Here is a 22,784-nt window from a genome sequence, read left to right as displayed (position 1 = left end):
GCTGGGCGTCGTGCACGTTCACCCGGTGGCGTGAGTCACCGTAGCGACGGCGGCCTATTCAACCACATTGTGGCTTTCGGCCGTGCCCAGCAATTCCGGCTGGGTGGTCGCCGTCTGTTTGCGCGTCAACAGCGGGTGAATAAACACGGCAGCCAGGATCACCGCCACGCCGACATAGAACCAGCCATCCAGTTGGCGCTGCTCGCCCAGCAGCAGTATCGCCAATACGATCGCGTAGACCGGCTCCAGGTTGGTCACCATCTGCGTGCCGAAGGCGCTCATATGGCGCAAGGCCACCAGTGCCAGGGCGAACGGCAGCAACGTGCAGCCGAACGAGAGCACGGTGAGCAGGGTGGCGTCGTGCAGGCTGGGCCATACAAACGCAGGCCCGGAGTGCGGTAGCAGCGGAGCCAGCAACGTAAGGAATAACGTGCCGGTACCCAGCTCGATGCAGGTGACCGTGAGCGGGTCGCCGTGTTCCACCATGCGTTTGTTGAAGGCGCTGAACAGCGCAACCAGCAACGCTGAGAGTGCGCCCACGACGATGCCCATGCGCATGTCCATCGGCACGCCGCCCACGACCATCGCCACGCCGGGGACCACGGCGACGCCGATCAGCAGCTCGCGCGGATCGAACTTGCGGCGGGCGATCCACGGTTCCACCAGCGAAAGAAATACCGGCCCCAGCGCGATGCAGGTGGCGCCCACCGAGGCATTGGCAAGCTTGATGGCGGCGTAGAAGGTCAGCCAGTGCAGGGACACCAGCACGCCGATACCGGCATAAGCCCAGCGCAGTCTTGCCGGCATGGCCTTCAGGCCACGCCATACCCGTGGCACCAGCAACAGTGCGCCCGACACCAGCAGCATGCGCCACCACACCAGTTGCATGGCCGGCAGGGTGATCAGCTTGCCCAGGATGGCGGTGAAGCCCCAGAGCAGCACGCAGAAATGGATCTGCCAGCGGGCCTTGTTGACCGGTTGCATGCACGAATGTCGACGAAGAGGGAGTCCGGCATTCTAGCCTTGCGGCGCGATCATTAGTGCGTGGCGGCGGCCTTGGTCTTGTCCGGCAGCGGTGCGGTGCGCGCCTTGGATGCGCCGCGCATCTGCTCGAGCACGGTGGCGCAGGTGTTGTCCTGTTCGCCCTTGCTGGTGGCGACCAGCGGCAGCAGCGCGGCGACCGGTGCGGCGAACACGGCCAGCGCCACGGCGCCGCCGCCACGCAGGATCAGCGGCCCCGGCTGCACGCCGACATCGGGATCCTTGAGCGTGCCCTTCACATAGAGCGGCGAACGCAGGGAAAGGATGCGCACTCCCTTCGCTTCCGGCCGCACGTCGAGGTCCAGTTTTTCATTGGCGAAGTTGACCGTGCCATTCACGCGGATGGTGGCGTCTTCCGTGTCGAACACGAACAGCTGGGTCTGGTACAAGCCGTTGGTGGCCGACAGATCCGATGCCGCGCAATTGATCTTCACCGTCTTGTCGCCGAACAGCTTGACGATCACGATGTTCGCCACATTGAGGCCGGCCGTCTCCAGCAGTGCCTTGCTGATGGCGCCGTCGTTCATCAGCAGCTTCAGCTCGCCGGTGGAGGTGCCCATCAGTTCGCTCACCGAGTTGCCGCGCGCATTGAGCGCCGCGTCGCCATTGATCTCGCCAAAGCTGGTCTGCATCGGCGCGAACTTGGGGAACAGTTCCTTGAGCTTGAGGTGCCGCGCCTTGAGCTTGATGTCGCCCTTCATCGGGCTGGTGCTGCCGTCGAGGCGCAGGTTGCTGTCGATCTTGCCGCTGGCGAAATCGAAGCTCAGTGGACTGAGCGTCAGCACGCCGTTGGTCATCACGATGTGGGTCTGCAGCGCATCGATCGGCAGCGCCGTATCGCGCACGATCTTGGCCGCGCTGAACGTGACATCCGCATCCATCGCGCGCCAACGATCGGTGCGGAACGGCTCAACGGGCAACACCTTGTCGCTAGGTTGCGGTGTGGCGTCGCCGCGTTGATCTTTCTCTGCGTTGGAGTCCGCGCCGATCAAAGGAGCAAGGTCAGAGAAGCGCAGCAGCTGCGACTTCACCGTGCCGGTCAATGTCGGACGTGCACTGCCGGTGTCGAAGGCGAGATCGCCGGCCAGATCGCTGCCGCCCACCCGCCCGCGGAAATGATCGTAGGAGAAATGACTGGCGCCCTTTTTCAGGGTCGCGCGCAGATGGCCTTCGGTCGCATAGGGCGGCGTGTCGGGCAGGGTGACGCCAATCAGCGGATACAGCTTGGCCATGCTGCTGCCGGAGAACCACAGGCGGATATTGAGCGCGGCCAGGTGCAGCGGGTCGGTGAGCGTGCCCACCATGGCGATATGCGTATCTCCCACATGCATGTCGGCCTGCAGCGGGAACGGCTGGTCGGTCTCCTGCAGCGCGAGCACGCCGCCGGTCTTGCCGTTGCCGTCGACCGCGGCGCCCTGGTATTTGCCCTGGGCCTGGAATGCGAACTGGTAGGTGGCGCTGGTGTGGCCGGGTTGGTTTTCCTGTGTGCCCGCATCCTTCTCCAGCGTGGTCTTCGCATTGGCGCCGACGGTCTTGCTGGCCTGCTCGCGTGCATCGGCCGATTGCTGCGAGACGATGTCGCCATAGGGAATCGCGCGCTGCAGTGCCTCCATGGTGATCTGCAGATCGGCCTTGTTGATCGCATCGTTCAGCATGATATGACCGCGGTCAAAACCGATCGCATGCAGATCGAGTTTCCATGCCGAGGGGGTGGTGTTGTTGGTGAACGCAAACTCCCAGTTCGCCTGCCCTTGCGCATTGCGCTCCAGGTCGATGGCGGGCTGGGTGAGATAGAGCACCGGGATTTCCACCCGATGCACGATCAGCGGCAGCGGCGAAATGCGGAAGCGCAAGGCATCGAGCTGTGCAAAATGCGGTTGCTTGGTCCAGTCGGGATTGCCGATGCTGATGTTCTGCGCGATGAACTCCGGCCACGGCACCCAGCCTTCGATGCCGCTGGCGCGCTCTTCGCGTCGCCAGCGCACGCTCAGATCGCCATTGATGGCGAACGGTCGCCCCAAGGTTTCGCTGGCACGCGCATTGATGGTGGGCTTGAGACGATTCCAGTCGAACGTGGCGATCACGATCAACAACACCACGATCAGCGCCAGGCAGACGCCGATGATCCATGACACTATTTTCCAACCCCGCCGCATGCCTTGCTCCCGTGAGGGTCTGCGGCCATCCTGCCGGTGCGAGGGGTGAAGAGCGCGTCGTCTTTGGGTATAGGGCCGCGGCAATGTTCACGCAGCATGGCGCTGAACGCTGCCGACGCGTGGGATCAGGAACGTCGACTAACAGGGGAAAGGCATGCGCATGTTGGAACGAGGAGTGCTGTTGGCAGCGCTCGTGGTGGTAGCAGCCGGATGTTCGAAGAAGCAGGAAGTGGCACCGTTACCTGTGCCAGGCGAAACGGCCAGCGGTGGGGCCAAGCTTGCGTATGAGCACCACCTGCGCATCACCTTGCCTGAAGCAGAGATCCCAGCGCGCATGGCCGCCGTGCGAAAGGCGTGTGAGTCGGCACAGTTTGGCGCATGCAATGTGTTGCGCATCGAGCAGGGCGAAAACAGCGCGATGTTGACGCTGCGCGTGGTGCCGTCCGGCGTGGAGCCGCTGACCGGCATGGCCAGCAAGGATGGGACGGTGGCGTGGCGGCAAACCCGCGCTGAAGACCTGGCGGACGCGGTGAATGACAACGAGCAGAAGCTGCAGCAGCTGGAGGCTTATTCAGCGCAGATGGAACAGCTGGCGCAACGCAAGGACCTGGCCACCAGCGACCTCATTGCGCTGGGCCATGAACGCGCTCAGATCCAGGTGCAGCGCGAAAGCCTTCAGAACACGGCCGCGCAACAACAGCGGCGTCTCGACACCAATCTGCTACAGCTGGATTTCGCCGATAAGAGTGGCGGCCACCGGCTTGGTGTGTCGCTCGGCGAATGGATGGACCAACTATACGACGGCATTCGCGACGCCTTGTCGATGCTTGCCTATGGCATCCCGTTCCTGTTGCTGGCGTTCCCGCTGGCGTTGGGATGGCGCTGGATCTGGCGCCGCGTAACGCGCAAGTCCCGCCTGCGCGAAGCGCCCCCGCAGTAGCTGAAACCAGGACGTTGCCGCCAAGGAGCGGCAACGTCTGACTTGATCAGTGCGCCGGCTTGGCGTCGCGCACGGGAATGCTCACGCTGCACAGGTCCACCTTGTGCACCGGCAATCGATAGAAGTCGTCCAGGCGATTGCGCTTGGCATCCACCAAAGCCGCGAAGGTGGCGCTGTCGGTGCGAAGGACTTCCACGTGGGGGCGCTGGTCAGCGGGAAGATCGGCGGCGAGGCGCACGGAGGGGATCGCCACGCGTTGTTCGGCCTTTTCATAGAAGCCCAGCGGGCCGGTACCGCGCGGCAGGCCCGAAAGGTATTCCATGCCTTGCAGCACGCGGCCGACTACGGCGATGTTGCGATCGAGTGCGCGCGGCGATTGGCCGATCACGGCATAAAGCTCGCTGCCGCTGCCGGTTTCAGGATCGATGTCGCGGCCCACGCCGACCATGCCGTAGCAATGGGTCAGCCACTCTTGCTGGCTCGCCTTGTCGCGCGCTACCGGGAATCCTTCGGAGAAGCCGACTTCCGCTGCGTAGAAATCGCCGTCCTTCAACGCGGTAAACGGGAGCTTGGCGTCGTAAGGGCGGGTGTATTCCGGCGGCAGTCGGTCCTTGGCTGAGCCCAATGACTTGAGCTTGCTCTTGTCGCCGTCGTCGTCACTGGCCGGGTCGCCCCACTGGGTGACGAAGTTGTCGTGCACCCGCACGATGGCGAGGCCGTCGTAATAGTGCTCGTGCGCCATGGTGCGGATATTGGCCACATGCAGCGGCGCAAAATCGGGAGCCAGCTCGATCAGCACGCGCCCCTGCGGCAGCTGCATGACCAGCAGGTTCTGCGGGTCGGGCGTGCGCCACTCCTGCGCCTGCGACTTGGCCAGCAGTTCCTTCGGCGAGGGCGTATGGGCAGGCTTCGCTTCGTCGGCCGCCACGGTGGCGGACAGCGAGACAGCGAGCGCAAGGGCAAGGCATTGGCGCAGCAGCATGGAATCCCCCTCGTCGGAAAGCCAGCAAGGTAGCAGAGCTGTCCTGGCGCCTCCATGCCCATCCCTGTGGGAGCGCACCCTGTGCGCGACGGCCTCACCAGTGCCTGCGCACGTTCCGCCGCCCCGCGCAAGCCGCGAAACCGGCGCGCAGGTTCTCTACAATGCCGCCCCTTTGCCCGCTGCAGCACGCTCCCATGGACATCGTCGTCAACGAAGAACTCAAGGCCTATATCGACCCGCTCACCCCGGACGAATACGAGGCGCTGGAACGCAGCCTGCTCGCGGAGGGTTGCCGCGACTCGCTCGTGCTATGGGGCGACGTCCTGGTGGACGGTCACAACCGTTACGGCATCTGCCGCAAGCACGACCTGCCGTTCAACACGGTGCAGAACACGCGCTTCCAGTCGATGGAAGACGTGCACCTGTGGATGATCGAGCAGCACCTTGGACGTCGCAGCGTGTCCGATTTCCAGCGCGGCGTGCTGGCATTGCGCAAGCGCGAGATCCTGCAGGAGCGTCGCACGCGCACCAAGCCGGCGGAGCAGGAAACCGCACCGGCTGCCGACGAGGTGCCGCCGTCCCCGGCGGCCGACGTGGCCGAATCGCCCGCCAAGTCCGAGCCGCTGCCCAGCCGCCAGGCCATCGCGCGCGAGGCGAGGCTGAGCAACAACCAGGTGGTGATGATCGAAAAGATCCAGAAGCAGGCCGCACCGGAAGTGGTGGCGGCGGTGAAGTCCGGCGTGTTGTCGATCAATGCGGCGGCGGCCGTGGCGACCTTGCCGGAGGATGAGCAGCGCGCCGCTGCCAGCGCCGGCGACGACGAGCTCAAGCAGGCGGCCAAGCGCGTGCGCGAAGCCAAGCGCAAACCCAAGCCGGTGGTGGAGGCAGGCGAGGGCGAGGACCTGCCCACACTGCAGCGTCGGGTGGCCGAGCTCAAAGCCGAAGTGGCGGAGCTCAAGGCCGACAACGAGGCCCTGCGCGAACAGCTCGCCCGCTGGGAACGCTCCGCCAGCGAGTGACGGTTTTGCGGACCGTGTTCGCAATGAATACGTATGCATCCGCTGGTTGCTGCACTGCGATGCTTTCTACGATGCACTGCACTGCCGCCCGATGGCTGTCGCGCGAGGGGAGTGCGCGCGACCGAGCCTCAAGTTGCGAACGACAGTGGTGTTCGCTTGTCCGCCAGCCGTGGCAGGGAAGTGCCTCATGGCGTAGCTGCTGTTCGACCTGATCGTCAACGAAGCAGGATGGAGGCTCACCCATGAAGTGCTCGAAAATCCTCGCCGCGCTGCTGGCCTGCGCGGCGCTCGCCGGCGTGCCCGCTGCAACGACCCACGCGGCTATCAACAGCATGAGTCTTGGCGCCAGTTACAACGCGCAAAAGACCAGCATCACCTTTCGCGTCTACTCGTCCAGCGCCACGCGCATCGTGTTGTACCTGTATGCGAGCGGCTATGGCGCGCAGGAATCGGCTACTTACACACTAAGCTCCGTCGGCAGCGGCGTATGGGCGGTGACGGTGCCGGTGTCGTCGATCCAGGCGGCGGGCATCACCGGTTCGGTGTACTACGGATACCGCGCCTGGGGACCGAACTGGCCGTATAGCAGCAGCTGGGGCAAGGGCTCGCAGGTGGGCTTCGTTTCCGATGTCGACGCCAGTGGCAATCGTTTCAATCCCAACAAGCTGCTGCTCGATCCCTATGCACAGGAAGTGAGCCAGGATCCGCTCAACCCGTCGAACCAGAACGGCAACGTGTTCGCCTCTGGCGCCAGCTATCGCACGACGGACAGCGGCATCTACGCGCCCAAGGGCGTCGTATTGGCGCCGAGCACGCAAGGCACCGGCACCAAGCCCACGCGTGCGCAGAAGGACGACGTGATCTACGAAGTGCACGTGCGCGGCTTCACCGAACAGGACACGTCGATTCCCGCGCAGTATCGCGGCACCTATTACGGGGCGGGGCTCAAGGCGAGTTATCTGGCCAGCCTCGGCGTCACCGCGGTGGAATTCCTGCCCGTGCAGGAAACGCAGAACGACGCCAACGATGTGGTGCCCAACTCGGATGCCAACCAGAACTACTGGGGCTACATGACCGAGAACTATTTTTCGCCGGACCGACGCTACGCCTATAACAAGGCACCCGGCGGCCCCACGGCGGAATTTCAGGCGATGGTGCAGGCCTTCCACAATGCCGGCATCAAGGTGTACATGGACGTGGTCTACAACCATACGGCCGAGGGCGGCACCTGGACCAGCAACGACCCGACCACGGCAACGATCGAATCGTGGCGTGGCCTGGATAACGCCACTTATTACGAGCTGACCTCCGGCAACCAATATTTCTACGACAACACCGGCATCGGCGCCAACTACAACACGTACAACACGGTGGCGCAGAACCTGATCGTGGATTCGCTGGCTTATTGGGCGAACACCATGGGCGTGGATGGCTTCCGCTTCGATCTTGCTTCCGTGCTGGGCAATAGCTGCCTCAACGGTGCGTACACCTCGGCGGCGCCCAATTGCCCGAGCGGCGGCTACAACTTCGACGCGGCCGACTCCAATGTGGCGATCAATCGCATCCTGCGCGAGTTCAGCGTGCGCCCGGCCACGGGCGGCAGCGGCCTGGATCTGTTTGCCGAACCGTGGGCCATCGGTGGGAATTCCTATCAGCTCGGGGGCTTCCCGCAGGGATGGTCCGAGTGGAACGGCGTGTTCCGCGACAGCCTGCGCCAGGCGCAGAACGAACTGGGCAGCATGACCATCCATATCACCCAGGATGCGAACGACTTCTCCGGTTCGTCCAACCTGTTCCAGGCCAATGGACGTTCGCCGTGGAACTCGGTGAACTTCATCGACGTGCATGACGGCATGACGCTGAAGGACGTCTATTCGTGCAACGGCGCGAGCAACAGCCAGGCATGGCCTTACGGCCCATCCGACGGTGGCACCAGCACGAACTACAGCTGGGACCAGGGCATGTCGGCCGGCACCGGTACGGCGCTGGACCAGCGTCGTGCCGCGCGCACCGGTATGGCGTTCGAAATGCTCTCGGCGGGCACGCCGCTGATGCAGGGTGGCGATGAATACCTGCGCACGCTCCAGTGCAACAACAACGCTTACAACCTGGACTCCAGCGCGAACTGGCTCACCAACAGCTGGACCACGGATCAGAGCAATTTCTACACGTTTGCCCAGCGCCTGATCGCGTTCCGCAAGGCGCATCCGGCCCTGCGCCCGGCCAGCTGGTATTCCTCCAGCCAGGTGGTCTGGTACCAGCCCAGCGGTGCGACGGCAGACACCAACTATTGGAACAACACCAGCAACTACGCGCTTGCATACACCATCAATGGTCCGGCGCTGGGCGACAGCAACTCCATGTATATCGCCTACAACGGCTGGTCGGGCAGCGTCACTTTCACGCTGCCGGCGCCGCCCTCGGGCACGCAGTGGTATCGCGTCACCGATACCTGCAACTGGAACGATGGCGCCAATACCTTCGTATCACCGGGCAACGAAGCCGTGATTGGTGGCGCCGGAACAACCTACGGGCAGTGCGGGCAGTCCTTGCTGTTGTTGATCTCCAAGTAGTTCGCAAGCTTGCCTCCGCACGACCCACGCAGGTCGTGCGGAGGCGCGCGAGGCTGACATGGTTGTCACGCCGCCGACGCGATACTCGCTGGACCCGTCATGCCGTCTCTGGCGCGGGCCTTCCATCGAAGAGGTCGAGTTATGGCGCGTACGAAAGTGGCTGATGTCATCACCGAAACCCTGCACGTCGCCGGCGTGCGACGCATCTACGGCGTGGTGGGCGATAGTCTCAACGGCATCACGGAATCCTTGCGGGCGCGCGGCGACATCGACTGGATCCATATGCGGCACGAAGAGGCCGCGGCTTTCGCTGCCGGCGCCGAAGCGCATCTGACGGGAGATCTTGCGGTTTGCGCAGGTAGCTGCGGCCCCGGCAATCTGCATTTGATCAATGGCCTGTTCGACTGCCATCGCTCGCGCGTGCCGGTGCTGGCGATTGCGGCGCAGATTCCCAGCGCGGAAATCGGCCGCGGCTATTTCCAGGAGACTCATCCAGAATCGCTGTTTCGCGAGTGCAGCCACTACTGCGAATTGGTATCCACGCCCGAGCAATTGCCCGCCGTGCTGGAAAGCGCGATGCGCGCGGCGATCGGCATGCGCGGCGTGGCGGTGGTGGTCATTCCCGGCGACGTGGCCTTGCTTGAACTGGATGCCAAACCGTCGGCCGGTTCATCCATCGCGCTGCGTCCGCCCGTGGTGCGTCCGGCGCAGGAAGACATCGATGCACTGGCGCAACTGCTCAACAGCGGCAAGGACATCACCTTGCTGTGCGGTCGCGGCTGCGCAGGCGCGCATGACGCCGTGGTAAAGCTGGCAGAGACCCTGCAGGCACCCATCGTGCACGCGTTTGGCGGCAAGGAATACCTGGAATACGACAACCCGTACGACGTGGGCATGACCGGCCTGATCGGTTTCAGTTCCGGCTATTACGCCATGTTGAACTGCGACACCTTGCTGATGCTGGGCACGGGTTTCCCGTATCGGCAGTTCTATCCCACCGACGCGAAGATTGCACAGGTGGATCTTCGCCCGGACAGTCTTGGTCAGCACGCGCGCCTGGACCTGGGCATGGTGGGCGATGTGGCGGCCACCATCGAGGCCCTGCTGCCGCAACTGAAGGCGAAGCAGGACAAGGCCCATCTCAACGCCAGCGTGTCGCACTATCGCAAGGCGCGCGAGGGGTTGGACGAACTGGCCACGGGCAAGCCCGGCCGCAAGCCGATCCATCCCCAATACCTCGCCAAGCTGCTGAGCGAGGCGGCGACGGACGATGCGGTATTCACCTTCGACGTAGGCACGCCATCGATCTGGGCGGCGCGCTATTTGAAGATGAATGGTCGACGTCGCCTGATTGGTTCGCTGGTGCACGGGTCGATGGCCAACGCGATGCCGCAGGCCATTGGCGCGCAGGCGGCCTATCCAGGCAGGCAGGTGATCAGCCTTTCCGGCGACGGTGGCTTCTCCATGCTGATGGGCGACTTTCTCACTCTCGTGCAGCAGAAGCTGCCGGTGAAAATCGTGGTGTTCAACAACCACACGCTGGGCTTCGTGGCGCTGGAGATGAAGGCAGGCGGTTATCTGGAAACCGGCACGTCGCTGGTCAATCCCGACTTTGCCGCGATGGCTCGTGCCGTCGGCGTGCATGGCATACGCGTGGAAGATCCCGGCGATCTGCCCGCCGCGATCAAGGATATCCTCGCGCACGACGGCCCCGCCTTGCTCGATGTGGTGACCAATACGCAGGAGCTAGCCATGCCGCCCAGCATCAAGCTGGAACAGGCCAAGGGCTTTGGCTTGTGGGCGCTGCGCACGGTCATCAACGGACGGGGCGACGAATTGATTGAACTGGCCAAGACCAATCTGTTTCGCTGACTGGGCTCAGCGCCCTTGGTAACCGCGGTCGCGCCGCACGCGATAGAGCTGGCTGTCTGCGCTGGCCAGCGCAGCGTCCAGCGGCATGCCGCCGATGCGTATGGCGTAGCCCATGGTGAAGCGGTTGGGCGCGCTGGCGCGCGCCGCCTCCAGTCGCCGCACGATGGCCAGCGTTTCCTGCTCGCCGGCGTGCGGCAGCAACACCAGGAATTCATCGCCGCCGGAGCGGATCACGATATCGTCGGGACGCACATGCATGGTCAGGAAGTGGCCCATCGCCACCAGCACTTCGTCGCCGCGCTGGTGGCCATGCGTGTCGTTGACGGACTTGAATCCCTCCAGGTCGATCACGATGCAGCCCCAGCGATCGTTGTGGCCAAGCTGCTCGGACACCTGGCCAAGGTAGCGTCGGTTGAACAAGCCGGTGAGTGAATCGCGCACGCTCCATTCGCGCAGCTGGCTTTCATGGCGCATGCGTTCGGTCACGTCCAGCGCGTGGCCGAGCACATAGGGTTCCTCGTCTTCGGTATCCAGCGAATTGTGGAACTGCCAGACCAGGTTGCGACCGTCCTTGGCCTTGATCTGCAACAGGCCGTGCGCAACACCTTCGCCGGTGACGCGGCGCAAGTACGCATCGAAACTGCCGTGCAGCGAAGGATCGATCAGTTCCTTGAACGGACGTCCCAACAGTTCGCCGATCGAATAGCCCAGCGACTGCGCAGCAGCCGGATTCACCGAAAGAATGGTGCCATGGAGGTCATGCGTGCAGATCAGGCCCAGGCTTTCCTCGAACAGTTTGCGGAAGCGGCGTTCGCTGCGCTGAACCGATTCCACCGCCTGCTTGCGCGCCGTGATGTCCTGGATCGCGCCAATGAGCAGGCACGGCCTGCCATGCTCGAACTCGACCGCGCCGGCGGCGCGAACCCAGATGTGGCGTCCCTTCGCGGTGATCATCGGCAGTTCGAGATCCCAGCCCTTGCCGTCTTCGGCGCCCCTGGCCACGGCCTGCTGAATCTGCTCGCGCGCTTCGGGAGCGTAGTAGTGGATCGCTTCGCCAAGCGTGGGGATATGGCCTGCCGGCAGATCATGGATGGCGCAGGTCTGATCCGACCAGGTGAGTTGATGGGTTGCCAGATCCAGCTGCCAGCCGCCCACGCCGGCGACGCGTCCGGATCGATCGAGGAAGGCCTCGCTTTCATGCAGGCGACGCTCCATGCGCTTGCGCTCGGAAACATCGACCAGCGTCCCGTAGATCCATAGCGCTTTGCCCTCGTCGGTGCGGCTGATCACGCGTCCGCGCAGCAGGCCCCACAACCAGTGGCCATCCTTATGGCGCAGACGTGCTTCGCTCTCGAACAGCGAGCGCTCGCCCCGCAGATGTTCCTGCAGGCACTGGTCCATTTGCGGCAAGTCGTCGGGATGGGTGAGACGGCGTTGCGCACCCTGGATGATGCCGCCTTCGTCCGCCCGCACATCGCGCCATACGCTGGAGGAGAGCAGGTCCAGATCTTCCAGCGCATAACCCAGAATGCTGGCCCACTGTTCGTTGAAGCGCATCTCGCCGGTCTGCACGTTCCATTCCCAGGTGCCCGCCTGCGATGCATCGAGGATGGCTGCCAGGCGCGTGCGGTCTTCCATCAACAGGCGATGCAGCAAGGCTTCGCGGTGCAGGGACTCGCTGTGTTCGAGCGCGGCCTTGCGTTGTTCCAGGGCCTCGGCAGCGGCAATCGCCAGCTCCTGCAGGATGGCCGCGTGCTCGCTGGACAAACGTCGCGGCTGGCGATCGATCACGCACAGCGCACCCATGCGCAGGCCATCATTGAGCGTGATCGGCGCGCCGGCATAGAAACGGATATGCGGGTCGCCAGTGACCAGGGGATTGTCGGCGAAGCGCGGATCTTCGGTCGCATCGGGCACGACGAAAGGCTGATCGCCAAGTATGGTGTACGAACAGAAGGCCACGGCACGCGAGGTTTCGCGGGTGCCCTCCAGTCCCACGTTGGACTTGAACCACTGCCGCTGATCGTCCACCAGGGTCATCAGCGCGATAGGGGCGCCGGTGAGCAGGGAGGCGGCCTTGGTCAGGGCATCGAACAGGGGCTCCGCTTCCGTGTCGAGTACGCCCAGCGAAAGCAGGCGCTCGAGCCGTCGTCCTTCGTCGGTGGATAGCGGAGCCGACACGGCCATAAAACCCCCGGGCATTCGTGTGCGCCAGACTATCCGCCGGTATTTGTGAGCACGCTGTGGTTGCGGTCACAGGGCGTGCCGCGGGCGGTGCTTCAGCTGCGATGAAAGCAGCCCCCGCGCCGGGCGCAGGGGCTGCGGGGTGCATCAGCTCTTGAAGAACTCGAGCAGGTCCTTGTTGATCACGTCGTGATGGATGGTGAAGGCGCCATGCGGGTAGCCCGGATAAATCTTCAGCGTGGCGTTCTTGAGCAGCTTGGCCGACAGCAGGGCCGCGTCCTTGTACGGCACTACCTGATCGTCGTCGCCGTGCAAGACCAGGGCGGGCTTGTCGATTTTCTTGAGGTCTTCGGTGAAATCGGTTTCGGAGAAGGCTTTGATGCAGTCGTAGTGGGCCTTGGTGCCGCCCATCATGCCCTGGCGCCACCAGTTGTCGATGGTGCCCTGCACGGGCTTGGCGCCCGGACGGTTGAAACCGTAGAACGGCCCTGAGGCGACATCCACGTAGAACTGCGCGCGGTTGGCCGCGAGTGCCTCGCGAAAACCGTCGAACACTTCCAGCGGCAAGCCATCGGGGTTGTCCTTGGTCTTGAGCATGAGCGGCGGCACGGCGCTGATCAGCACGATCTTGGCCGTGCGCTTGAGGCCGTGATTGGCCACGTAGTGAACCACTTCGCCACCGCCAGTGGAGTGACCCACGTGGATGGCGTCGTGCAGATCGAGTTTCTCGGTGAGCGCGGCCAGGTCGGCCGCGTAGTGGTCCATGTCGTTGCCGTCTTCGGTCTGCATGGAGCGACCATGGCCGCGACGGTCATGCGCGATGACGCGATAGCCATGACTGAGGAAGAACAACATCTGTGCATCCCAGTCGTCGGCCGACAGCGGCCAGCCATGGCTGAAAACAATGGGCTGGCCCTTGCCCCAATCCTTGTAATAAATCTCGACGCCGTCTTTGGTGGTGATCGTACTGCTGCCCATGTGCTTGCACCTGTTGGTTGAGTTGCGCGTGACTTAAGACCTGGCGTCGACGACGCCAGTTGAGGAGTGGAGCGATAAGCGGTGATGGCGAATGCAGCCGCGCACGACGACGTGGAAACGTGACCGTTTCCCGTACTCGTTGACCCCTGTGGCTGGCGTGGCATCCGAACCGGGCGCGGGGAACCGCCAATGCCGGGCAGGTGATTGGCTGGGGATCCCAGCGTTGCGTCACAGCGCCGGTCGCACGACACGCCGAAAAAGAGTCCACTTTTGCGAGTGAAGTGGACGTCAAGCGGGCGGCTCGTCGTTGCCAGTCGCAAGGCTCGCCGCGAGCGCTGCGAAATGGACGAGAAAGGGACCGGTGCAACCGTAGCCACTTTCGACCGAGGGCCCAAGATCGTGCGTTACTCCAAAGAGCAATGGGCAACGATGTTTGCCGCGCTGGATGAGGAACTCAACGGACTGGCAAGGCGCGATGCGCCGGAAGAGGACTTGTGGGCAGCATTCGAGCAGCTGGTCCAGGTGCCGTCATCATCGATCGATCGCGGGGATAGCCGATGGTGGTGGGAGCAGGTCTACGCCGCGATGGAACGTCACGGACTGACCGAACTCAGCCGGCAGGCCTCCGCCGCGGGCTGAAGCCCTCGACGATGCAGCGACGGATGGGCGATGCCGCGCGTGCAGGCATCGGGTGCGGCCTTCAGGTGCGGGTGCTGGCGCTGGTCGAGCCCCGGGATATCCCCGGGGCTAGCTATCGGTGCGGATCTCGCTGATGGGATCGTTCGAGCGTGCGACGGCAAGCGACGCGGTGCGCAAGCGAGTGACTCAACCGGCCGGCTGTGCCGTGGTGGCCACCGGAGCCGCGCTGGCGACAGCGGCGTTGGTATAGGCCGGGGCGGCGATCATCGCACCCAGGGTCAACACGCAGACCAGCATGCAAGCGGCGAACAGGCTGTGCAGCATCAGGTTTTCGAATTTCATGGTCGTTCTCCTTCACGGGGGTTGTCGGGTGGCTCTTACTGGGCCTTTCACTGGATATATGGCAAGCCCCGTGCCAACCTCGCACATCGCTGGCATCCCGCATTGCCAAGCCATTTGTGCGCATCGCTACGTTGGATCGTCAGTGTCCGCGGACGGTGTCCGGACAAGCACGGCGGACTGCGGACACGTGCAGCGGACGCGCACGACGTGCAGACCGTGTGAATGTCGGTGCTTTTCGAATAGCGCAGCGACAGGCCGGGCGCGCAAATCCTTGTGCTAGCGTGCGCCATCTGTTTGCCGCGGCCGCGCACATCGTTGATGAGCGGCCATAGGCGTTACCGCATCAAGGAATACGCGTTGTGCCGCCGATAGCGCCCCTGATTTCCCGCGACCTGTTCGATATGCCGCCGGCCGTGCGGTGGTTTTCGCACTGCAAGGATGGCCCCTTGCCCCGCGCGTCGGCCGACGCAGTGCGCGCGCTGATGGCGTCGGAGTTGCGGCCCTGGGACGTGCGCTGGAACGAAGACTTCCTCGACGTGCAGCGTTCGCTGCGCGAGATCGGCGCCACCTTGCTCGGTGTCGACGCGCAGGACATCAGCCTGGTCACCTGCACATCCACCGGGCTGGAAGTGGTAGCGCTGGGTTATGCGTGGCAGGCGGGCGACGAGGTCGTGATTCCCGCTGGCGAATTCCCGAGCAATCGACTGCCGTGGCTGGCGCTGGCCGGCAAGGGCGTGACGTGTACGGAAGTGGAGCTGTGGGCCGGCCAGCTTGCCCAGCCTTCTGTCGCGCCCGATGCGCAGATCGAACCGGAGCAGCGTTTGCTGGACGCCATCACGCCGCGCACGCGCGTGATGGCGGTTTCGTGGGTGCGTTACCAGGATGGCATGCGCCTCGACCTGGAAAAACTCGGGCGCGGTTGTCGCGCACGCGGCGTGCATCTGGTGGTCGATGGCATCCAGGGCGCGGGCACTGTCGCGACCTCGTTCGAGGGCATCAGTGCGTTTGCCAGTGGCGGGCACAAGGGTCTGCTCGGCATGCAGGGGCAGGGGTTGCTGTGGACCGAGCGGAGCTTCCGTCAACAGCTCGTACCGCTGGGCACCTGGCTTTCGGCACCGGATGATTTTTCGCAGAGCGGCGGGCAGGCGCAGAACGATGCGCTGTGGGCCACCGATGGACGGCGCCTGGAAGCAGGCAGCCCGTCGATCGTGTCATGTGCGGCGCTGGCGTCGTCCATTCGCCTGCTGGTGGAAAGCGGCGGTGCGGCCAGGCTGCAAGCGCACATCGCTAGCTTGCAGCGCGCCTTGTTGGCCGCTTTGGCGCCAAATGCAGCGTGGGCTGCTGAAGCACAGCGACTGGATGAACTCCTCAACGCAGGCAGGTTGGGATCCATCTTGTCGTTCGCTGTTCCGGCGGAACGTTGCGAACGCTTGCTGCGTGCCGCCGACGCGCAAGGCATCAGCACCAGCACACGCGAGGGCTATCTGCGCATTGCCCTGCATGGGTGGCATGACACGAGAGACATCGAACGCTGCGCACAATGGTTGGCTGCGCATTAGGCTGCGGCGCAACCGAGCCGTTTTACGGAGCCGAAGCTATGAATGAATGGCAATCGGCCTACTCGACCATGGCGGAAGTTGCCGCCACGTTGAGCGGGCTGCTGTTTGTTTCGCTATCCATGAAGCTGCATGCCGCCACCGGCGAGCACCGCGGGTGGATGTTGCTGGTCGCCAAGCGCAGCTTTTTCGACTTTCTGGCGGTGCTTGGGATCGCGCTCCTTCTGTTGATTCCCGCAGGTTCGCTGGTTTTCGTCGGCTGGACCGCTTTGTTGATCGCGACGGCCCGCATCGCCTGGCATGTCCAGCATTTGCGCGGTTATCGCAGCGCCGACGCGTTCAGGAACTCACTCACCGACTACTTCGTGCCGATGCTGGCCACGCTCATGCTTGCCTCGGCAGGCGTGGCGTTGCTGCTTTCCTCCACCATTTCGCCCAAGCTCATCTACGCCGCTGCCATTGCGTTGCTTTACGGGGCGTGCCAGAACGCGTGGCGTTTTCTTGTTCAATAGCCGTGCCGGTTCTCGCCGCAATGTTCGATCGGGGAGTGAACCTTGGGGGAGCAGTGCCGACGCTGCTCCCGGTGACTGGCCGGCGTTGTCAGCCGTCCGTTGAACGGGTGACGGACTCCCATCGATCGATGTCCTCGCCGAGCAACGACAACTTCTGTCGCACCAGCTCGAGTGCATCGCTTCCCAGCAACAGGTGTGCTGGAGACGAGTCATGGGCAATCAGCTCGAGCATGGCTCTTGCTGCTTTGACGGGATCACCAAGCTGCCGCCCGCTTTTTTGCTGGCGGGCTTCGCGGATGGGGTCGAACAGCCCGTCGTAGTCGGCAATGGAGCGGGGCGTGCGGACCATCGAGCGTCCTGCCCAGTCTGTGCGAAACGAGCCGGGGGCCACGGCTGTTACGGCAATGCCCAGGGGCTTCACTTCTTTGCCGACGGCTTCGGAAATGCCTTCGAGGGCAAACTTGCTGCCGCAGTAATAGGAGATGCCGGGCAGCGTGATATGGCCGCCCATCGAGGTGATGTTGAGGATGTGTCCCCGGCGGCGACTGCGCATGTAGGGCAGCACGGCCTTCATCATGGCCACGGCGCCAAAGACGTTTACATCGAACTGCCGTCGCATATCGGCCAGCGGCGACTCCTCCAGAATGCCTTCATGGCCATAGCCGGCGTTGTTGACCAGCACGTCCACCGGTCCCACGGTCTTCTCGATGTCGGCAACGACGCCATCGATGGCGTCGAAGTCAGTGACATCGAGCAGGCGCCCTGTGGCATCGCCGCCGGCAAGCGCTTCGAACTCCTCGCGCGCTTGCTCGTTTCGCACGGTCCCCACCACGCGATGACCCATGGCCAGAGCCTCCTGGGCCAGGGCCCTGCCGAAGCCACTGCTGACTCCGGTAATCAACAACGTTTTGCTTGCCGACATGGCGACTGCACCTCGGGTTTGAATTTGGTGCTTGCACAATAGTGAATGACGGGAGGATATTTTACGTCTGATGTTCTGGAAGTATTGCCCATTCCTATGAGCCGACGCGTCTCATCCAAGCCCCAGGAGGTGCCGGTCGAAAGTCCATCGATGGGCAGCCTTGCTCGACAGCTTGCGCCGCAGGAGGGCTACAACCTCACTGCTTTGCCGGGGGTGCGAATCCTGCGTTCCGACCGCGCCCTGCACCGAACTCCGGTCTTGTACGACCCCGGCATCGTGATCGTGTGCCAGGGATGCAAGCGTGGCTATTTTGGCGACCAGGTCTATGTCTACGACGAGCAGCATTATCTGGCGGTCGGCGTGCCTGTCCCGTTTACGATGGAGTCGGACGGGACGCCGGAGCGTCCGCTTTTAGCCATCTATATGCATCTGGATTTCCAGGTCGCCGCCGATCTGATGCTGCAGATCGCCCAGCATCCCTCGCACGCCGTCCAGGATGCGCCCAGCAGCATGGTGTCCAGCCCGATGGATCGGGCGTTGCAGACATCGGTAGTGCGCTTTCTTGAGGCATTGAATGAACCCCTGGACGCAGCGGTTCTTGGGCCCGGTCTCGTGCGGGAAATCTATTACCGCGTACTCACGGGGGCACAGGGCGCGGCGCTGCGCTCGACCCTGGAAATGCAGGGTGCTTTCGGCCGGATAGGAAAGGCGTTGCGCCACATCCATCTTGCCTACGCCCAGCCGATTCGTCTGGCGCAATTGGCCCGCGAAGCCGGCATGAGCGTGCCCACGTTCCACAGCCATTTCAGGTCGGTCACCCGGACATCGCCGATGCAATACTTGAAGTCGACGAGACTGCATCAGGCGCGACTGCTCATGGCTCGTCGGGACATGACGGCGGAAGCAGCCGCCTATGCCGTGGGATATGCCAGCGCGTCGCAGTTCAACCGGGAGTTCAAGCGCCTGTTCGGGCGCACGCCGGTGGCCGAAGTGCGGCGCATGCGCAACGACTTTGCGGTGCCCCCGATGCCAGCGGCATCGGACTTCGTTTCATCGCATTGAGGCTGCGCCGACGGACGCCCGCATGATCGGGCGTCCGTCGAGCTTGCCGGTCAGGCGATCGAGCGCACCACGCCGCCGTCCACGCGCACCGATGCGCCGTTGGTGGCCGAGGCCTGTTCCGAGGCGAGATAGACCGAGAGATTGGCGACTTCCTCCACCGTGGCCAGGCGCTTGATCAGCGACGACGGGCGATGGGTCTGGATGAAATCACGCTCCACCTGATCCTGCGTGATGCCTTGGTCGCTGGCGATCTTGGCGAAGAAGTCGCCCACACCTTCGGAGCGCGTCGGACCAGGGAGGATCGCATTGACGGTCACGCCGGTGCCGGCGAGCGACTCGGCCAGGCCGCGCGACACCGCGAGCTGCGCCGTCTTGGTGGTGCCGTAGTGGACCATCTCGGCGGGAATCTGCAGGCCCGATTCGCTGGAGATGAACTGGATGCGGCCCCAGCCACGCTTGGCCATGCCCTGCGCATAGTGGCGCGAGAGGCGCACGCCGCTGAGCACGTTCACTTCGAAGAAGCGCGTCCAGTCTTCGTCGGGAATATCGAAGAACGCCTTGGGCTCGAAGATGCCGAGGTTGTTGACCAGGATGTCCGCCTCAGGCACCTGTGCGATCAGCTGGCGCGCGCCCTCCGCGCTACCCAGGTCGCCCGCCACGCCGGTGAGCCTGGCGTTCGGCACGGCGCTCTTGATGGTGGCGATGGCCTCGTCCACGCGGGCCTGCGTGCGGCCCGTGACGACGACGTGAGCGCCGGTGCCGGCAAGGCCGCTGGCGATGGCCAGGCCAATGCCGGCGGTGGAACCCGTGACAATGGCCGTGCGGCCGGTGAGGTCGATATGCATGCTTTTGACTCCGGAAGTAGGGGCGGAAAGGTGTGGTCGAACTGACCTGTCCGGGTCAGGTTGAGGCTGGCCACGTCAAGCGCAAGTCCACGCCACGTCCCGTTCGATGAAATCGCACATGTTCATCGAAGGCCCCGGACGTGTTGGCATCGGGCGCGTCCGATCATGCATCACCCCTTCAACGTGTCTGAGTGTGATCCCATGAACGAGACGATTGCCTTCATCGTGCGACTGCCGGCCAAGCATGCCCATGTGCGCGAACTCGAGCAGGGTCTGCTCGGCGTGCTTGATGCGATGGCAAGCGAACCGGATTTCGTCACCACCTATCTGCATCAACCGCCCGACGATCCGGACACGTTCGTGTTGTATGAAGTGTGGGCGTGCAGCCGGGAGCATTTCATGCAGCATCACCTGGGCAAGCCGTATCGGCAGGCGTATGAGGCGCAGTTGGCGCAGTGGCTGCGGGCAGAACGGACCATCGACTTCCTGGATCTCAAGCGCAGCTATCACGCGGCGCCAGCGATTGCCGCGTGATCAACGCTGCGGTGGCAGGGCGCCTGTCGCCAAGGCAGACAGGAAGCGCCCGCTATTCGATCGTGAAGCCGACCTTCAGCGTCACCTGCCAATAGGCCACCTGACCCTCGTCCACGTGCCCGCGTGTTTCGATCACGTGGAACCAGCGGATATTGCGGATCGTCTTGGAGGCATGCGCGATGGCGGTGCGGATGGCGTCATCACAGCTGGTCTTGGAGGAGCCGGTCAGTTCGATGGACTTGTAGACGTGGTCGGACATGCGCATGGTCTCCGTTGGGGTCCCATCCAGTGCATACCCACGCTCGCCAACGAGATGTGAAGGGCGGCACTGCCGCCCCGACATGCATGGCCTTGCTTATCGACGCTTGCTCGCGTACGCGACGGCGTCGTGCGCGTGCAGGCTCTCCTGGTGCTCCAGTCGCACATGGAAATCGGCGAGACGATCGTCGGCGTCCAGTACGCGCTGGATGCGGCGCGCGGCATCCTCGCAAAACATCAAATTGCCGCCGTTGGCGAGCGCGAAGGCCTGCTCGTCTTCGCGCTTGACCGCGGTCTGCACGGGCGTGCCGAGCGCCGCTTCCACCTGGTCGATCAGGCCGATCACATCCAGCGGAGCGCCGTGGGCGAGCCGTGCCGACACGTGCGCCACGCTGCGCTGGGCATGGGGCGTGGCCACGATGCCTTGCTCGCTGCCCAGCCAGGCGAACACATCGGCGTGCTGCACGGGCTCATGGGCAGGGAAGTCCTGCGCAAAACGCTGCTGGATCAGCTGGCGCGACAGCGCTGCCGAAGCAGGGCACGTCGATGAGTAGGTGATGTCGGTGGCCAGCGTCAGCTCGAAGCCCTCGTGACCAAGGGTGGCTTCGAGCGTGACCGGGTAGCTGCGCCAGCCGTAGTAATCGCTGCGCAGCGCCTTGCGCGGCGCCAACTGGTCGAAGCGCAAACGGATGCGCGCGCGATCGGCCAGCTCATGATGCGATTGCAGGAAGGCCCGCAGCAGCCGTTCCAGCGCGAACGGACTGAGCGCGGCAGCGCCCAGGTGTTCGTCGATCAACAGGTACAGGCGCGACATGTGGATGCCGCGTCGGTCGGTGCGCACCAGGTTGACGAAGGCATCCAGTCGCGCATGCACGCTTTGGATGTCTCCGTCGCCCGCGCCGATGCGCACGGGGGCGTCGATACCTGCCATGCCAACCCAGTCGAGTGGGCCGCCAAGATAGGGCTGGGCGGCGACATCGGGCATGCAGGAGGGGGATTCGGCAATCTGCTTCACGGTTGGGGATCCGCGATAAGGGAAGGAAACGGGGGCGTCAACGCCGCGAGGAACTGAGGTTCTTGTTGAGCGCGGTGACGGCGGCGGCAGCATCCACCTGACGCATGCCGCCCACCAGCTTGCTGCTGCTCAGCAGCAGCTCGCGGATGCTGCCTGGATCCAGGTCCGGCGATATCGACAGCAATAACGCAACAATGCCGCTCACATGAGCGGCAGCCATCGACGAGCCGGAGGTGAAATCGTAGCCCCCGCCGGGTTGCGTGGTCAGGATGTCGCTGCCTGGCGCGCTCAACACCTCGGGAGGCGCGGGCGTGGGCCCGCTCACGCGCACCACCAGCACACCGGGAGCGCTATCGGGAAACCCCCGGGTGCTGCCATTGGGCGGCATCGCGGCCACCACGATGCGCCGCTCCTCGAGCAGTTGCATCAACAGCTTGTTGAGCAGGGGATCGGACGGACCGCCCAGGCTGAGATTGATCACGCGCGCATCGGTATCGAGGATCGCGGCGAGCGCCTTGGCCAGGGTGAACGAGTTGCAGCGTGCGCCGGCTTCCACCGTGGTGGGGTACCAGCAAGCCTTGTAGCTGCTGATGATGGCTTTGGGCGCCATGCCCACGATGCCCACATGGTTGTCGCCGATGGCGCCGATGATGCCGGCGACTTCGGTGCCGTGCGCGTCGCGCTTGAACGCGGCATCGTCGCCATCCACTTCGTTGCTGGCGTCGTGGATGCGTCCTTGCAGGTCGGGGTGCGAGGTGTCGATGCCGGTGTCGACGATGGCGATCTCCACGTGATCGCCCTGGCTGCTGTTGTGCGCGAGCGCAGCGTCGGTCTCGACGAAGCCGCGTTGCAGGTCCGCATACGGATCGTTGTACTTGTGTGCGTCGTCGGTGTTCTGCGCGGAATACACGGTGTAATCCTGCAGCGGCTGGGCCAGCGCCACGCGTTCGTCCTTGGCCAGGGCGGCGAGCAGGTCATCCCGGCTCATGCCTGCGGGCGGTTCGAGCACGATGCAGTAAAGGCTCAGCGCCTTGATCGGCCAGCCGGCGACTTCATGCCAGCCGTAGTGCTCGCGCATGCTGTCGAGCATTGAAATGGCGCGCTGGCCCTTGCCGTAATTGGACGGCGGCGCATAGCCGAGCATGCTGGAGCCCGCGTGGGTCGGCGGCGGCTCCTGCGGGTTGGCCACCGCCAGCACGATGTCGCGCGAGCTGTTCATGCTGGCCACGTGGTCGCCGCCGGATGCGCCGGGGCCGACCGTCGCGCCAGGCAACGAGGAGGGGCGCGCCGCCGTGCACGCGCCCAACACCGTCATGGCCAGCAGTAGCAGCAGGGCGCGGATCTTCATGGGCAC

At 64.1% G+C, this 22,784-nt stretch carries 20 protein-coding genes; 9 read left to right on the top strand and 11 right to left on the bottom strand.

Annotated features, from left to right (window positions below):
- Window positions 1-54: 54 nt before the first annotated feature.
- The gene (locus tag AC1DE1_RS18705) at window positions 55-984 is read right to left on the bottom strand and encodes a DMT family transporter (protein WP_477176137.1); all 930 of its coding nucleotides are present in this window, start codon (window positions 982-984) and stop codon (window positions 55-57) included.
- A 53-nt stretch (window positions 985-1,037) separates the two neighbouring features.
- Complete coding sequence (locus AC1DE1_RS18700; RefSeq protein WP_477176138.1) at window positions 1,038-3,197, bottom strand: AsmA family protein; 2,160 nt, start codon at window positions 3,195-3,197, stop codon at window positions 1,038-1,040.
- A gap of 160 nt (window positions 3,198-3,357) precedes the next feature.
- Between AC1DE1_RS18700 and AC1DE1_RS18695 the strand changes: the two genes are divergently transcribed.
- Entirely contained in the window at window positions 3,358-4,137 is a 780-nt protein-coding gene (locus tag AC1DE1_RS18695) for a DUF4349 domain-containing protein (protein WP_477176139.1), read from the top strand.
- 46 nt (window positions 4,138-4,183) lie between these two features.
- Here AC1DE1_RS18695 and AC1DE1_RS18690 read toward each other — a convergent pair whose 3' ends face one another.
- Window positions 4,184-5,119 carry a peptidylprolyl isomerase gene (locus AC1DE1_RS18690; protein ID WP_477176140.1) on the bottom strand — a complete coding sequence of 312 codons (936 nt, stop codon included), beginning with the start codon at window positions 5,117-5,119 and terminating at the stop codon, window positions 4,184-4,186.
- A 194-nt stretch (window positions 5,120-5,313) separates the two neighbouring features.
- On the opposite strand from AC1DE1_RS18690, the gene AC1DE1_RS18685 reads away from it, so the two are divergent.
- The 3 genes from AC1DE1_RS18685 to poxB all read left to right on the top strand — a co-directional run bounded on the left by AC1DE1_RS18685 (window position 5,314) and on the right by poxB (window position 10,583).
- On the top strand, window positions 5,314-6,138 hold the full coding sequence (locus AC1DE1_RS18685; RefSeq protein WP_441604528.1) for a plasmid replication/partition related protein: 825 nt from the start codon (window positions 5,314-5,316) through the stop codon (window positions 6,136-6,138).
- A 242-nt stretch (window positions 6,139-6,380) separates the two neighbouring features.
- Window positions 6,381-8,711, top strand: a complete 2,331-nt coding sequence (locus AC1DE1_RS18680; protein WP_477176141.1) for an alpha-amylase family glycosyl hydrolase — start codon at window positions 6,381-6,383, stop codon at window positions 8,709-8,711.
- Window positions 8,712-8,867: 156 nt separating this feature from the next.
- Window positions 8,868-10,583 (top strand): ubiquinone-dependent pyruvate dehydrogenase, encoded by a 1,716-nt coding sequence (gene poxB, locus AC1DE1_RS18675; protein ID WP_477176194.1) that lies wholly within the window; start codon window positions 8,868-8,870, stop codon window positions 10,581-10,583.
- 6 nt (window positions 10,584-10,589) lie between these two features.
- Here the strand turns inward: poxB and AC1DE1_RS18670 are convergent, their stop codons facing one another.
- Complete coding sequence (locus AC1DE1_RS18670) at window positions 10,590-12,764, bottom strand: PAS domain S-box protein (RefSeq protein ID WP_441604530.1); 2,175 nt, start codon at window positions 12,762-12,764, stop codon at window positions 10,590-10,592.
- A gap of 150 nt (window positions 12,765-12,914) precedes the next feature.
- On the bottom strand, window positions 12,915-13,745 hold the full coding sequence (locus tag AC1DE1_RS18665) for an alpha/beta fold hydrolase (protein ID WP_477176143.1): 831 nt from the start codon (window positions 13,743-13,745) through the stop codon (window positions 12,915-12,917).
- A 399-nt stretch (window positions 13,746-14,144) separates the two neighbouring features.
- On the opposite strand from AC1DE1_RS18665, the gene AC1DE1_RS18660 reads away from it, so the two are divergent.
- Window positions 14,145-14,384, top strand: a complete 240-nt coding sequence (locus AC1DE1_RS18660) for a hypothetical protein (protein WP_441604532.1) — start codon at window positions 14,145-14,147, stop codon at window positions 14,382-14,384.
- A 186-nt stretch (window positions 14,385-14,570) separates the two neighbouring features.
- Here AC1DE1_RS18660 and AC1DE1_RS18655 read toward each other — a convergent pair whose 3' ends face one another.
- Window positions 14,571-14,726 (bottom strand): hypothetical protein, encoded by a 156-nt coding sequence (locus AC1DE1_RS18655; RefSeq protein WP_477176144.1) that lies wholly within the window; start codon window positions 14,724-14,726, stop codon window positions 14,571-14,573.
- A gap of 446 nt (window positions 14,727-15,172) precedes the next feature.
- Between AC1DE1_RS18655 and AC1DE1_RS18650 the strand changes: the two genes are divergently transcribed.
- Window positions 15,173-16,285, top strand: coding sequence for an aminotransferase class V-fold PLP-dependent enzyme (locus AC1DE1_RS18650; RefSeq protein WP_477176145.1), 1,113 nt, complete (start codon window positions 15,173-15,175; stop codon window positions 16,283-16,285).
- Window positions 16,267-16,794, top strand: coding sequence for a hypothetical protein (locus tag AC1DE1_RS18645; RefSeq protein WP_477176146.1), 528 nt, complete (start codon window positions 16,267-16,269; stop codon window positions 16,792-16,794). Before AC1DE1_RS18650 ends, AC1DE1_RS18645 begins: the two co-directional genes overlap by 19 nt.
- A gap of 88 nt (window positions 16,795-16,882) precedes the next feature.
- Here AC1DE1_RS18645 and AC1DE1_RS18640 read toward each other — a convergent pair whose 3' ends face one another.
- Window positions 16,883-17,716: an oxidoreductase gene (locus AC1DE1_RS18640; RefSeq protein ID WP_477179254.1), complete on the bottom strand. Its 834-nt coding sequence runs from the start codon at window positions 17,714-17,716 to the stop codon at window positions 16,883-16,885.
- Window positions 17,717-17,866: 150 nt separating this feature from the next.
- Between AC1DE1_RS18640 and AC1DE1_RS18635 the strand changes: the two genes are divergently transcribed.
- A complete protein-coding gene (locus tag AC1DE1_RS18635; protein ID WP_477176148.1) occupies window positions 17,867-18,778 on the top strand; it encodes an AraC family transcriptional regulator in 912 nt (303 codons plus the stop codon).
- A 50-nt stretch (window positions 18,779-18,828) separates the two neighbouring features.
- Here AC1DE1_RS18635 and AC1DE1_RS18630 read toward each other — a convergent pair whose 3' ends face one another.
- Window positions 18,829-19,623, bottom strand: a complete 795-nt coding sequence (locus AC1DE1_RS18630) for an SDR family NAD(P)-dependent oxidoreductase (RefSeq protein WP_441604539.1) — start codon at window positions 19,621-19,623, stop codon at window positions 18,829-18,831.
- Window positions 19,624-19,824: 201 nt separating this feature from the next.
- Between AC1DE1_RS18630 and AC1DE1_RS18625 the strand changes: the two genes are divergently transcribed.
- The gene (locus AC1DE1_RS18625; RefSeq protein WP_477176149.1) at window positions 19,825-20,157 is read left to right on the top strand and encodes a putative quinol monooxygenase; all 333 of its coding nucleotides are present in this window, start codon (window positions 19,825-19,827) and stop codon (window positions 20,155-20,157) included.
- A gap of 52 nt (window positions 20,158-20,209) precedes the next feature.
- Here the strand turns inward: AC1DE1_RS18625 and AC1DE1_RS18620 are convergent, their stop codons facing one another.
- From AC1DE1_RS18620 to AC1DE1_RS18610, 3 genes are all read right to left on the bottom strand, one after another.
- Window positions 20,210-20,416: a dodecin gene (locus AC1DE1_RS18620; protein ID WP_441604541.1), complete on the bottom strand. Its 207-nt coding sequence runs from the start codon at window positions 20,414-20,416 to the stop codon at window positions 20,210-20,212.
- Window positions 20,417-20,512: 96 nt separating this feature from the next.
- Window positions 20,513-21,400, bottom strand: coding sequence for a GTP cyclohydrolase FolE2 (gene folE2 / locus AC1DE1_RS18615; protein WP_441604646.1), 888 nt, complete (start codon window positions 21,398-21,400; stop codon window positions 20,513-20,515).
- Window positions 21,401-21,467: 67 nt separating this feature from the next.
- Window positions 21,468-22,778: a S8 family serine peptidase gene (locus tag AC1DE1_RS18610; protein WP_477176150.1), complete on the bottom strand. Its 1,311-nt coding sequence runs from the start codon at window positions 22,776-22,778 to the stop codon at window positions 21,468-21,470.
- Window positions 22,779-22,784: the final 6 nt, after the last annotated feature.

This window comes from Dyella sp. 05T440, from assembly GCF_056395965.1.
The sequence above is the reverse complement of the archived record's forward strand: the minus strand, read 5'-3'. Positions and strand labels throughout refer to the sequence as shown.

Bases quoted from the DNA above. Each gene is read 5' to 3' on its own strand.
- AC1DE1_RS18680 (WP_477176141.1), top strand. From the start codon at position 6,381: ATGAAGTGCTCGAAAATCCTCGCCGCGCTGCTGGCCTGCGCGGCGCTC.
- AC1DE1_RS18695 (WP_477176139.1), top strand. From the start codon at position 3,358: ATGTTGGAACGAGGAGTGCTGTTGGCAGCGCTCGTGGTGGTAGCAGCC.
- AC1DE1_RS18630 (WP_441604539.1), bottom strand. From the start codon at position 19,623: ATGCATATCGACCTCACCGGCCGCACGGCCATTGTCACGGGTTCCACC.
- AC1DE1_RS18620 (WP_441604541.1), bottom strand. From the start codon at position 20,416: ATGTCCGACCACGTCTACAAGTCCATCGAACTGACCGGCTCCTCCAAG.
- AC1DE1_RS18640 (WP_477179254.1), bottom strand. From the start codon at position 17,716: ATGTCGGCAAGCAAAACGTTGTTGATTACCGGAGTCAGCAGTGGCTTC.
- AC1DE1_RS18645 (WP_477176146.1), top strand. From the start codon at position 16,267: ATGGTTGGCTGCGCATTAGGCTGCGGCGCAACCGAGCCGTTTTACGGA.
- folE2 (WP_441604646.1), bottom strand. From the start codon at position 21,400: ATGCCCGATGTCGCCGCCCAGCCCTATCTTGGCGGCCCACTCGACTGG.
- AC1DE1_RS18690 (WP_477176140.1), bottom strand. From the start codon at position 5,119: ATGCTGCTGCGCCAATGCCTTGCCCTTGCGCTCGCTGTCTCGCTGTCC.
- AC1DE1_RS18635 (WP_477176148.1), top strand. From the start codon at position 17,867: ATGGGCAGCCTTGCTCGACAGCTTGCGCCGCAGGAGGGCTACAACCTC.
- AC1DE1_RS18705 (WP_477176137.1), bottom strand. From the start codon at position 984: ATGCAACCGGTCAACAAGGCCCGCTGGCAGATCCATTTCTGCGTGCTG.
- AC1DE1_RS18610 (WP_477176150.1), bottom strand. From the start codon at position 22,778: ATGAAGATCCGCGCCCTGCTGCTACTGCTGGCCATGACGGTGTTGGGC.
- AC1DE1_RS18655 (WP_477176144.1), bottom strand. From the start codon at position 14,726: ATGAAATTCGAAAACCTGATGCTGCACAGCCTGTTCGCCGCTTGCATG.
- AC1DE1_RS18700 (WP_477176138.1), bottom strand. From the start codon at position 3,197: ATGCGGCGGGGTTGGAAAATAGTGTCATGGATCATCGGCGTCTGCCTG.
- AC1DE1_RS18685 (WP_441604528.1), top strand. From the start codon at position 5,314: ATGGACATCGTCGTCAACGAAGAACTCAAGGCCTATATCGACCCGCTC.
- AC1DE1_RS18625 (WP_477176149.1), top strand. From the start codon at position 19,825: ATGAACGAGACGATTGCCTTCATCGTGCGACTGCCGGCCAAGCATGCC.
- AC1DE1_RS18665 (WP_477176143.1), bottom strand. From the start codon at position 13,745: ATGGGCAGCAGTACGATCACCACCAAAGACGGCGTCGAGATTTATTAC.